General features: G+C 60.1%; 8 protein-coding genes and 2 pseudogenes. All 10 read left to right on the top strand.

All coding sequences use genetic code 11. The annotated features are described in order from the left end of the window. The first annotated feature begins 55 nt into the window (after positions 1–55). Positions 56–1,570, top strand: coding sequence for an extracellular solute-binding protein (locus VEZ38_RS10715; RefSeq protein ID WP_324893351.1), 1,515 nt, complete (start codon positions 56–58; stop codon positions 1,568–1,570). 269 nt (positions 1,571–1,839) lie between these two features. Further along, complete coding sequence (locus VEZ38_RS10720; RefSeq protein WP_324893352.1) at positions 1,840–3,417, top strand: extracellular solute-binding protein; 1,578 nt, start codon at positions 1,840–1,842, stop codon at positions 3,415–3,417. A 74-nt stretch (positions 3,418–3,491) separates the two neighbouring features. After that, on the top strand, positions 3,492–4,439 hold the full coding sequence (locus tag VEZ38_RS10725; protein ID WP_324893353.1) for a sugar ABC transporter permease: 948 nt from the start codon (positions 3,492–3,494) through the stop codon (positions 4,437–4,439). A gap of 24 nt (positions 4,440–4,463) precedes the next feature. Further along, positions 4,464–5,339: a carbohydrate ABC transporter permease gene (locus tag VEZ38_RS10730; protein WP_324893354.1), complete on the top strand. Its 876-nt coding sequence runs from the start codon at positions 4,464–4,466 to the stop codon at positions 5,337–5,339. A gap of 16 nt (positions 5,340–5,355) precedes the next feature. Further along, complete coding sequence (locus VEZ38_RS10735) at positions 5,356–6,486, top strand: hypothetical protein (RefSeq protein ID WP_324893355.1); 1,131 nt, start codon at positions 5,356–5,358, stop codon at positions 6,484–6,486. Positions 6,487–6,499: 13 nt separating this feature from the next. Then, positions 6,500–7,600 (top strand): glycoside hydrolase family 88/105 protein, encoded by a 1,101-nt coding sequence (locus VEZ38_RS10740; RefSeq protein WP_324893356.1) that lies wholly within the window; start codon positions 6,500–6,502, stop codon positions 7,598–7,600. A gap of 169 nt (positions 7,601–7,769) precedes the next feature. Continuing rightward, positions 7,770–9,812 (top strand): annotated as a pseudogene (locus tag VEZ38_RS10745) (carbohydrate-binding protein); the annotation flags it as partial. 585 nt (positions 9,813–10,397) lie between these two features. Beyond that, positions 10,398–11,300 (top strand): annotated as a pseudogene (locus VEZ38_RS10750) (pectate lyase family protein); the annotation flags it as partial. A 133-nt stretch (positions 11,301–11,433) separates the two neighbouring features. Continuing rightward, a complete protein-coding gene (locus tag VEZ38_RS10755; RefSeq protein WP_324893357.1) occupies positions 11,434–11,877 on the top strand; it encodes a MarR family transcriptional regulator in 444 nt (147 codons plus the stop codon). A 154-nt stretch (positions 11,878–12,031) separates the two neighbouring features. Further along, positions 12,032–12,256: pirin family protein (locus tag VEZ38_RS10760; RefSeq protein ID WP_324893358.1), on the top strand; the 225-nt coding region annotated here is incomplete at its 3' end.

Consider the following 12,256-nt stretch of genomic DNA (forward strand, 5'->3'; position numbering starts at 1 on the left):
TTTCCCGGCGATAATCATCGTCACAGATTAGCCTTAGCGAATGGGAGGGAATTCCATGATACCACAACCGCGCAAACGTGAATACCGCCGGGCGGTCGCATCGATGCTGCTTCTATGCGCCGCGTCGACGCTGATTGCCTCCTGCGGGCGCGCGGAGAGACCTGCGTCGAACGAGCCGAACGATTCGGTGTTGACCGTCATGGCGCCGCTGCATTTCCCCCACCCTCCCCATGAGGATGTCGTCGGAGAACTGGAACGCTTGACCGGGACGCAGCTGGAGATCGAATGGGTGCCTAACGAAATTTACACCGATAAGATGAATACGGCGCTGACGACGAACTCATTAAAGAAAGTTACCTTCGTGAAGAGCACGGACTACATGTTTCTAAAGACGTCGATCCGTTCGGGGGTCTTTTGGGAGATTGGGCCCTACTTAAAGGACTATCCGAATCTGAAACACTTGAACGCGGATATTTTGGAGCAGGCGGCAGTGGGAGGCGGTATCTACGGGCTGTACACGGAGCGGCCGTCTTCGCGGCAGGGCGTGATCCTTCGGAAGGATTGGCTTGACGCGCTGGAGCTTCCCGTGCCCGGGACGATCGAAGAACTTTACGAAGCGATGCGGCGCTTTACCGCGGACGATCCGGACGGGAACGGCCGGCACGACACGTTCGGGCTCACCGATCGGAACGACCTGATCTACGGCGCCTTCAAGACACTAGGCTCCTACTTCGGCGTGCCGAACAACTGGGGCGTCGAAGGGGATCGTCTCGTGCCCGAGTTCGAGACCGAGCCGTACCTCGCCACGATGAATTTCATGAAGAAGCTATATCAGGAAGGCTTGATCAATCGGGATTTCGCCGTAACCAGCAAGCAGCAGCAGCGGGACTTATTGATTCGGGGGCAAGCGGGCGTGTACATCGGCAGCATGACGGACGTGCAGCGGCTGTCCGACGAAGCCAAGAAAATTAACCCGAACGCCGAATTTACGCTGGCGAACCGGATCGAGGGGCCACACGGATACCGCGTATGGTCGATCCCGAATTATAACGGCCTCTATTTATTTTCGAAGAAGGCGATCGCGACCGAGGAAGAGCTTCGAATCGCGCTCGGATTTTTCGACGCGACGATGGAGGCCGAAGCGGCGAACCTGATGCGCTATGGCTTCGAGGGCCGCCACCACCGCGTCGAAGGCGGCGCCGTCGTCTTGCCGGAGGAGCTGTCCGCGGCCCGGGTCGCCGAAGTGAACGCGCTCCATGCATTGATGATCGCAGACATGAACAATCCGAACCTGATGCGCGTGGCGGAAGGGGAGCCGCTTACGGAGATCGCGGAGCGGCTGAGCCTCGACAACGAGAAGTTCGTCGTACGCGATCCGACCGCTCGACTCGAATCGCCGACGTACGACGAGAAGGGCGCAGCTTTGTACAACATTATTTCAGACGCCACCTACCATTATATTCTTGGACAAATCGACGAGGCGCAGTTCCGCGAGCAAGTGCAGCGTTGGCGGCAAAGCGGGGGCGACGCGATCATCCAAGAATTCAGCGAAGCGTATTTCAACCAATAGGGAATCAGGCCACGGGGGCTCCGCCGCTTTCCGGCCTGGTTCCCGTTTGCTCTCCTCAGCTTATTCCTCCTTTTTATCCCCGCCGATTTCTCGCTTGTCCAAATCACCTATCCGCTTCCCGTATCATCTCTCCCGCCGAATAATCATCGTCTCAGATGCCGCGCGCCGCGCGCCGAATCCGAGAAAGTGATTGTTTACGCACTCGTGAAAGCGCTTCTATCATGAGGGCGTAAACCAAATTCGAGCCGTATGGAGGGGTAACACGAAACATGGAACGAAAAAAAACTTTGCCGTTATTCATGAGCTTTGCCATGGCGACGAGCCTCGCGCTGGCCGCCTGCTCGCAGCAACCGAGCGCGACCGAGCCGGCGCCGGCGAACGGCGGGAACGAAGGCGCCGCGGCGAGCGGTACGACGTCCGAGCCTAAGGCGACCGAACCGAAGCCGGAGGCGCCGACGGAAATTACGATTATGCTGCCGCTGAACATCGCGGAGACGCCGCCGGACACGATCAAGAACGAACTGGAGAAGCTGACGAACACGAAGTTGACGTACCAATTTTTCCCCGCGGACACGTACGAGGAGAAGCTGAACGCGACGTTCGCGACGGGCGGGCTGCCCGACGTCACCTATTTAAAAAATCAGGCGACGTTCATTCAGTTCAAAGAAGCGATCCGCGACAATCAGTTCTGGGAGATTGGGCCGTACCTCGGGGAATTCGAAAACTTAAGCAAGATGAAGGAATCGGTGCTGAACAACACGAAGGTCGACGGCAAGCTGTATTCCCTCTACATCGGGAGGCCGCTCGCTCGGCAAGGTCTGATTTACCGGAAGGATTGGGCCGACAAGCTGGGCCTGAAGGCGCCGGAGACGACGGAGGACCTGTTCGCGATGGCGAAGGCGTTCACCGAGCAGGATCCCGACGGCAACGACGCGAACAACACGATCGGGCTTGCCGATCGCAACGACCTGATTTACGGCGCGTTCAAGACGCTCTCCTCGTTCTTCGGCACGCCGAACAATTGGGGCGAGAAGGACGGCCAGCTGCTGCCGGAATTCATGTTCCCGGAATATATCGAGACGATGGACTACATGAAGCGTCTCCGCGAGGCCGGTTACATGAATCAGGATTTCGCGGCGACGAGCAAGACCGACCAGGTCAATCTGTTCCAGAGCGGCACGGCGGGTCTGTACATCGGCTCGATGCAGGACGTCAACAGCTTGTATAACAACCTGGTAAAGAACGTGCCGGAGGCGGAGGTCGCGACCCACAACCGCATCGTGAAGCCGGGAGGGGAGTTCGGCATCTGGGCGATCCCGGGCTATAACAACGTCGTGCTGTTCCCGAAATCGTCGATCAAGGACGAGGCGGAGCTAAAGAAGGTGCTGGCGTTCTTCGACAAGATGATGACGCCGGAAGTCGCGAACCTGATGTACTGGGGCATCGAAGGAACGCATTACACCGTCGTGGACGGCATGGCGAAGGTCGCCGAAGATTCCGACATGGTGCAGCGCGACGTGAAGGGTTATAAGGACAGCGTCATCGGCGAGCCGGAAACGAACGGCATGTACGCCGGCTACCACGAGCTGCAGGCGCGCATCGACGCGGAGCGGTTTATTATCGAAAACGAGCCCCACGCCATCCACGATCCGACGGCGCCGCTCGATTCGGCGACCTACACGGAAATCGGCCAGGAACTGCAGAAAATCATTACGGACGCCACGTATCAGTACATGTATGGCGAAATCGACGCGGCCGGCTTCCAACAGGCCGTCGAGACGTGGAAGTCCCGCGGCGGCCAGAAGATCATCGACGAATATACCGCGGCCTACAAAGCGAACCGGTAATCCGCCGGAGAGACTGCCGACATTGATCGGCGGTCTCTTCTTCCCGGAAGGACCGATAGAGAGGAGGAGAGCCCATGCAGCAGACGGCGGCCCGCACGGCGCCGAACCCGCAGCGCAATAGCGAGCTTAAGAAGAGGATTTGGAGAAACAAGCTGCTTTACCTAATGGCGCTGCCGGGTCTCGCATATTTCCTATTGTTTAAATACGTTCCCATGTACGGGCTCGTCATATCGTTCCAAGATTTCAAGCCGTACCTCGGCATCGGGGGGAGCGAGTGGGTCGGGCTCAAGCACTTTGAGCGGCTGTTTACGGAGCCCGATTTCCTCATGATTTTATCGAATACGCTCGTTTTGTTCGGCTTAAATCTGTTGTTCTTCTTCCCGATTCCGATCGTGCTTGCGCTCATGCTGAACGAGGTGCGCCATTCGCTGTTCAAGCGCACGATTCAGACGATGGTTTACATCCCGCATTTCATGTCCTGGGTCATTATCGTCTCGATCAGCTACGTCATGCTGACGATGGACGGAGGCATCATCAACGAACTGCTGTTGCTGCTGACCGGGAATAAAATCAACTTTTTGTTGAGTCCGGAATGGTTTCGGCCGATGTACCTGCTCCAGGTCATCTGGCGCGAGGCGGGCTGGGGCACGATTATTTACCTCGCCGCGATCGCGGCGATCGATCCGGGACTGTACGAAGCGGCCCGCATGGACGGGGCCGGCCGGTTCCGCCAAGTGTGGCATATCACGCTGCCGTCGATCCGCAGCGTCATCATCGTGTTGTTAATATTGAAAATCGGGGACGTGCTCGAGCTCGGCTTCGAACACGTGTACTTGCTGCTGAACGCCATGAACCGAACCGTCGGCGAAATCATCGACACGTACGTATATACCGCCGGTTTGCAGCAAGGGCAGTTCAGCTATAGTACGGCAATCGGCTTTTTCAAATCGTTCATCGGGCTGCTCGCGGTGATGCTCGCCAACTGGCTTGCGAAGCGAATGGGCGAGGACGGGGTCTATTGATCGGAGAGGAGGGGCGAACAAGCGATGGTACAAGATAAAACGATTCCGAGCCGGCTATTCGACGCCCTGAATTATACGCTGCTCGCGGTCGTCGGCATCGTCACGCTGCTGCCGTTCGTGCACGTCATCGCAGGCTCGTTCACGACATCGGCCGAGATGGCGATGAAGAAATTTATTTTGATCCCGACCGTGTTCAGCTTGGACGCGTATCGGTACATCTTCTCCACGAGCAAAATTTTCGTCGCCATGGCGACGTCCGTCGGCGTCGCGACGCTCGGGACGGCGTTCAGCATGCTGCTGACGTCGCTGCTCGGCTATGCGCTCGCGCGACGGGATTTAGACGGGCGACGCGTCCTGATGTTTCTAGTGGTGTTTACGATGTTGTTCAACGGCGGACTGATCCCGACCTTCCTCGTCGTTCGCGAGGTCGGGCTGATCGACACATACGCGGCGCTCGTCGTGCCTCTCGCGATCAACGCGTTCAACCTGATCATTCTGAAAAATTTCTTCCAAAACATTCCCGAAGGGTTGGAGGAGTCGGCGAAGATCGACGGATGCAACGACTTCGGCATCTTGTTTCGGATCGTGCTGCCGCTCTCGCTGCCGGCGATCGCCACGATCTCGCTGTTCTACGCGGTGACGTATTGGAACACGTATTTGCCCGCGATTCTTTATATCAACGACGCCGGGAAATGGCCGATTCAGGTGCTCCTGCGCCAGATCGTCATCCTGGCGAGCGGCTTCGAGGGCGATCCGTCGCTCGACAGCGAGGTGCCGCCGCCCGACCAAGCGGTGAAGATGGCGGTCATCGTCGTCGCGACGCTGCCGATTTTGCTCGTCTATCCGTTCTTGCAGAAGCACTTCGCCAAAGGCGCGCTGCTCGGCTCGGTGAAGGGGTGAAGGGAGGGGGCCGATTTTGAAGAGCAAGGGAGAGCTGCACGGCGTATTGTCCGGATTAAGCGACTGCTTCGGTCGCTTCTTCCCGTGGCTGGCCGACCGGTACGATCCGGCCAGCGGGGGGTTCTTCTACGCTGCGAGCTCGCCGCGGCTCGCGAAGACGCCCGACATCGAGTCGACCGCGCAAGCGCTCAACATTCTGGAGCGCGCCGGATTGCTCGGCGGCATGCCGGAGCCGATGCGGCGAAGGCTCGTAAGCTTCTTCCAACGCAAGCAAGATTCGGATACCGGGTATTTTTACGACGAGGACCCTGCGATGCGGCAAGACGACGTGATGGTCGCTCGCGCGCTCGGGTATAGCCGCAACGCGCTGGGAAAGCTCGGCGGGGCGCCGCTTTATCCGTTGCCGGCCGAGGCCGCGCCGCCCTACACGCAATCGCCGGAGGCGTATGCGCGTTGGCTGCGATCCGTTCCGCTCTCGAACGGCTGGAGGGGGTGCGACCGTTTATGCGGCTCCCAAGCGTATCTCAAATTGTTGCCGGAGCCGGCTCGAAGCGAATTCGTGCGCGTCGCATTGCATTTTTTCGAGGAGATTCAAGACCCGGCGACGGGCCTGTGGGGAGAGGGCCGGCCATACGTTCGGCTCTCCGGCGCATTTAAATTGCTGACGTTCTACCGGGCGTTCGGCTCGCCGATGCCCCGGGGGAACGCGTTGTATCGGAGCGTGCTCCGCTGCCTGCGTACGGAACGAGCCGACGACATGTGCTACGTCCGCAACCCGCTCGAGCTGTTAGATGCATTGCGGCCTGCGATGACCGCTTCCGAGCTCTCGGACGTCGTCCGCATCTCCGCGGCGAACGTCGGCGGGTTGCTGCAGCCGGACGGCGGCTTCTCGCGGGAACGCGGCCATTCCCCGCCCGCGCCGAACGTCGCGCAGGTGAAGGCCGGCGAGACGTACCCCGAGCTGCCGGAGCCGGTGCGGCTCGGCCTCGGAGAGCGCGAGGGAGATATGAACGCGGGAACGCAAGCAGTCTGGATTCGACTCTTGCTGCACCGGCTTACCGACGAACCCGGCCCCGACTGGTCGGCGCTGACGGCAACGTTTTACGGTCGTATCGCTGCGCGGATCGCAACTACCGAACTTAGATGAGGAGGAAGTCGGATTGACGAAGACCGTGGAAGCCAAGACGCCGCTCGTATGGGCGAGGGCCGCTTGCGCCGCCTTGATGGAGAAGTATCCGGCGGCGGTCGAGCTGCCGCCGGCGCGCCGGTGGCACTATCACCAAGGCGTGTTTTTATGCGGCATGGAGCAGCTGTGGGAGCGGACGCGGGAGGCGAAATACGACGAGTACATTCGCGCCTATGTCGACGGTTTAGTCGACCCGTTCGGCAATTTCCCTTATGCCCGCGACGAGCTCGACGCGATACAGCCGGGGCTGCTCTTGTTCCGCCTCGACGACGGATCGCCGAACGGGAAATACCGGATCGCCGCCAGAAAGCTTCGAGGGCTGTTCGACACGCTTCACCGGACGGCGGAAGGCGGTTTTTGGCACAAGGATAAATATCCGTATCAGATGTGGCTGGACGGCTTGTACATGGGCGGCGTCTTTGCGCTCAAATATGCGGCTGCCTACGGCGAACCGGAGCTGCGGAAGCTGGTCCTCCACCAAGAGCGGCTAATGCGCATTCATATGAAAGACGAAGCGTCGGGGCTCTTGTATCATGCCTGGGACGAGAAACGCGCGGCCGCATGGGCGCATCCGGATACCGGCTGTTCCCCTGAATTTTGGGCTCGCTCGATCGGGTGGTATGTGCTTGCATTGGCGGAATTTCTTGAGCTGTTGCCGGAGGAGGAGCCGGGCCGCGAGGAGATCGCCGCGTCCCTGCAGGACGTTCTACACGCCCTCATCCGTTATCAGGACCTTAGGACCGGATTGTGGCATCAAGTCGTCGACAAGGGCGGCCTCTCGGACAATTGGCTGGAAACGTCGGGAACGAGCTTATTCGTGTACGCCATGGCGAAAGCCGTCCGTCTCGGTATCGCGGGGGCCGATGTGATTACCTCCGCGAAGGCGGGGTATCAAGGACTGATCGATACGATTCGGGTCGACGGGGAAGGCCGCTTCGAGCTGCCGCTCATTTGTATCGGCACGTCGGCGGGCGATTACGAGAATTACGTCACGCGGCCGACGAGCACGAACGACCTGCACGGCGTCGGGGCGTTCGTTATGGCGTGCGTCGCGATGCACGATATGCTCCGATGACGCAGGGACGAAGCGAAGGTCGGCGGCGCGCGGATGCGCCGCCGGACCCGATTCCGCGCCGCCGGGGAAGACGGGGATCGCCGCGGAAAGGAGGTGAGCGCAAGACTGCGGTTCTGCTCAAACAATTGAAAGCGCAGACATTCTACACAACTTATAGGGAGGATTGCTAATGTTAGGCTCACTCAGGTTTGCAACCCGTAGAACTATCGCCGCGCTGCTCTGTCTCGTCTTGGCGTTCTCGCTTGTCGCCGTCTTGCCGGCGAGAGCGGCCGTTCTCTTCGGCGACGACTTCTCCGACGGCAACGCGGCCGGATGGACGACCGGCGGCGGCAGCTACGACGACTGGTCCGTCGTGCAGGACAACGGAAATTACGTCTACTACTCGTCCAGCACGAGCGAGGGACGTACGTCCGCCGGCAGCGCCGCTTGGACGGACTACAGCGTGGAAGCGAAAGTGAAGGTCGAAAACTTCAACGGCTCGAACCGCGCGTACGTGGCGGGAAGATACCAGGACGGCAACAATTATTACGCCGCATCCCTTAAGGGCGGCAATACGCTGGAGCTGCGGAAGAAGGTTGGCGGGAGCAGCTCGACGCTCGCATCGAAATCTTATACGTTCGCTACGGGCGTATGGTATACGGTAAAGCTCGAGATGGCGGGCTCGAACTTAAAGGTGTACGTCAACGGCAGCTTGGAGCTCGAAGCGACGGACGGCAGCCTGAGCTCCGGCGGCGTCGGGCTGGTCGCTTTTAAGACGGTAACGAAGTACGACGATGTACTCGTGACGGACGCGGGCGGCACAACGGACCCGACGGATCCGACCGATCCGACGAACCCGGTCGAGGAGCGATATGAAGCCGAGGAGGCGTCCTTAACGGCGGCGGTCGTGGAATCCGAGCATGGCGGCTTCTCCGGCTCGGGCTATGTCAATTACGATCCGAACGCGCCGGGCGGCGTCATCGAGTGGGTCGTCCACGCCTCCGAGGCGGCCGATTATACGCTGACGTTCCGGTACGCCAATGCATCGGGGGACCGGCCGGCGGAAGTGCGCGTCAACGGCACGGTCGTTGCGGCGAGCCTGTCGTTCCCGGGCACCGGGGCGTGGACGACGTGGAGCACGGCGTCGACGACGGCGGCGCTCGCGGAAGGCAGCAATACGATCCGCCTGACCGGCATCGGTTCGAGCGGCGGCGCGAACATCGACTACGCGTCCATTATGGACGACGGCGTCACCGGCGGCGGCGGGGAGACGCCCGTACCGCCTGCTGCGCCGACCGGCCTTAGCGCGACCGCCGGCGACGCGCAGGTGAGCCTGTCGTGGAACGCGTCGGCCGATGCGACCGGCTACAACGTGAAGCGCTCGACGAGCGCGAGCGGAGCGTTCGCGACGGTCGCCTCCGGCGTGACGGGCACCTCGTATACGGACGCGGGCCTAGCGAACGGCACGACGTACTACTACGTCGTCAGCGCGACGAACGCCGCCGGCGAGGGGCCGAACTCCTCCGCGGTCGGCGCGACGCCGCAAAGCTCGGGCGGCGAAGCGCCCGTCGATGCGGCCTTGATCGGCTTCGCCGCGATCGCGGGCGGCACGACCGGCGGCGCGGGCGGCGCGGAGGTGACGGTGACGACCGCGGCAGACTTTATCGATTACATCGCCCGGCCGGAGCCGTACGTCATCCGCGTGGAAGGCACGATCGACCTGTCGGGCTTGACGTCGACGAATCCGTCGCCGAGCATGTTCAACGTCGCGTCGAACAAGACGATTCTCGGCGTCGGCTCGAATGCGACGATTACGGGCGGGGGACTCGACCTGTGGACCGTCAGCAACGTCATTATTCGCAATTTGCATTTCACGAACGCGCGGGACGACTCCATCAACATGCAGCACGGCACGCATCATGTCTGGATCGATCACAACACGTTCTCGAACGGATACGACGGATTGCTCGACATGAAGCGGGAATCGGACTACATTACGATCTCTTGGAACAAATTCATGAACCACGACAAGACGTCGTTGGTCGGCCACAGCGACAGCCATACGGCGGATCGGGGCCATCTGAAGGTGACGTACCATCATAACTGGTTCGCCGAGACGAACAATCGGAACCCGCGCGTGCGGTTCGGGCAGGTGCACACCTTAAACAATTTCTATGAAAATGTAGGCGACTACGCGATGGGCGTCGGCGTCGAGGCAAAAATTTACTCCGAAGCCAATTACTTCGAGGGCACGCAAGGCGAGCCGATCCAGATGTACGACACCTCGTCGCAGCCCGGGTACGCGAAGGACGTCGGCAGCTACTTCGCCCCGGGGACGAGAGCGGTGACGTGGCCGTCTTCCGGCGTCACGTGGAACCCGAGCGACTACTACACATACGCGGCGGACAGTGCCGTCGACGTCAAGGCGATCGTTATGGCGGGCGCCGGACACGGGAAGCTCGGCACGAACCCGGGCGGCGGCGGCGATCCGACGCCGACCGTTCCGAGCGCGCCGACCGGCCCGAGCGCAACCGCCGGCGACGCCCAGGTCAGCCTCTCTTGGAGCGCGGCGACGGGCGCGGAAAGCTACAATGTGAAGCGCTCGACGAGCGCAGGCGGGACGTTCGCGACAGTCGCCTCCGGCGTGACGGGCACCTCGTATACGGACGCGAGCCTCGCGAACGGCACGACGTACTACTACGTCGTCAGCGCGACGAACGATGTCGGCGAAAGTCCGAACTCCGCGGCGGTCAGCGCGACGCCGCAGAGCGGCGGCACGGGCGGCGGCGGCTCCGGCGACGATATGGCCGGCTACGTCGGCTTCGCGACGCTGAACGGCGGCACGACCGGCGGAGCGGGCGGCACGGTCGTCACGGTGACGAACGGGGTAGACCTGCAAAACGCGATCAACAACAAAGACCCGAACGTCCCGTTGACCATTTACGTCCAAGGCGTCATTACGCCGTCGAACTCCGGCAGTCTGAGCAAGATCGACGTCAAGGATGCGGACGACATCTCGATTCTCGGTGCCGGCGCCTATGGCGAATTCAACGGCATCGGCATTAAAATAACGCGCGCCAGCAATATCATCATTCGCAACCTGAAAATCCACCATGTGAACATCGGCGACAAGGACGGCATCAGCATCGAAGGACCGGCGAACAACATCTGGATCGACCATAACGAAGTGTACGCCAGCCTCGACGTCGACAAGGATTATTACGACGGCCTGATCGACGCCAAAGGCACATCGGAGTATATTACGATTTCGTACAACTACTTGCATGACAGCTGGAAAACGTCGCTCGTCGGCTCGTCGGACAGCGACAACTTCGACCGGAAGGTGACGTATCACCATAACCGGTTCGAGAACATCAACTCGCGCGGGCCGCTGTTCCGGTTCGGGCAGGGGCACATTTTCAATAACTACTACTACAACATCATCGATACGGGCATCAACTCCCGCATGGGGGCGAAACTTCGCATCGAGCACAACGTGTTCGAGAACGCCAAGGACCCGATCGGCTCTTGGTACAGCTCGGAGCTCGGCTACTGGCATGTCGTCAACAATCAGTTTATTAACAGCACGGGCAGCATGCCCACGACGTCGACCGTCGATTACACGCCGCCGTACGGCTACACGCTCGACCCGGTGGAAGAGGTAAAGGCGGACGTGATCGCGAACGCGGGCGTCGGGAAAATCGATACTTCGGGTCAGTAACGACGCAGGGAAGGGCAGGTCTTTCGGGCCTGCTCTTCCTTTGCATCATGGACCGCCGAGAACTTATGGTTGACAAGCAAAGTTTGGTAACGTATTATTATCTCGAATTCGAGATAATTAGGCGGGGTTCGATATGCGAACGGAAGAAGAGGAAGCGTTGCGTCTTCTGGTTATCCTTTACAGGGCTTACCGAGCCGTCGAGGCGCACGCGGAAAGAAGCATCTCGAAGTCGGGATTGAATCCGACGGAGTTTGCGGTCTTGGAGCTGCTGTATCACAAGGGCTCCATGCCTCTGCAGCATATCGGGGAGAAGATTCTAATCGCCAGCGGCAGCATTACTTACGTGCTCGACAAGCTGGAGAAGAAAGAGTTGGCGGTCCGAATTCAGTCCCGCGAAGACCGTAGAATTACGTATGCGGACTTGACAGCACGGGGCAGACGATTTATGGACGATTTCTTCCCGCAGCATGGCGCGGATATCCGGAAGGCGATGGAAGCCTTGACGACGGAAGAGATGAGCGCTTTGGCCGAAGGGCTGAAGAAGCTGGGCCGTCATGCCAGGGACGCGTTATCGTAAGCTGCGGCAGGGTCGGCATCTCTCGCGCGAGATGCCTTTTGTTCGGCCAAATATCTCGAATTTGAGAATCTCATTAGCGAGATAATGAGAGGGAGGGATGCCGCTAGAGAAGTAGAGTGCCAGGGGTACGATTCAAACGAGGAGGAGATGTCGCATGATTCGCGTAGTGCCTTCCGAGTCTAGACATGCGTCGGATTACGGGTGGTTAAAGAACAAGGTCAGCTTTTCGGTAGGGGACTACTTCGACCCGGACAATATCCGGTTCGGTCCCTTGCGGGTGTTCAACGAGGACGTGGTGCAGCCGTCGACCGGATTCGGCGCGCACGGACATCAGGAGATGGAGATCGTTACGATCGTGCTCGAGGGGCAGCTTGAACAC

The sequence above is a fragment of the Paenibacillus sp. genome (genome assembly GCF_035645235.1).
Classification (GTDB): domain Bacteria; phylum Bacillota; class Bacilli; order Paenibacillales; family YIM-B00363; genus Paenibacillus_AE.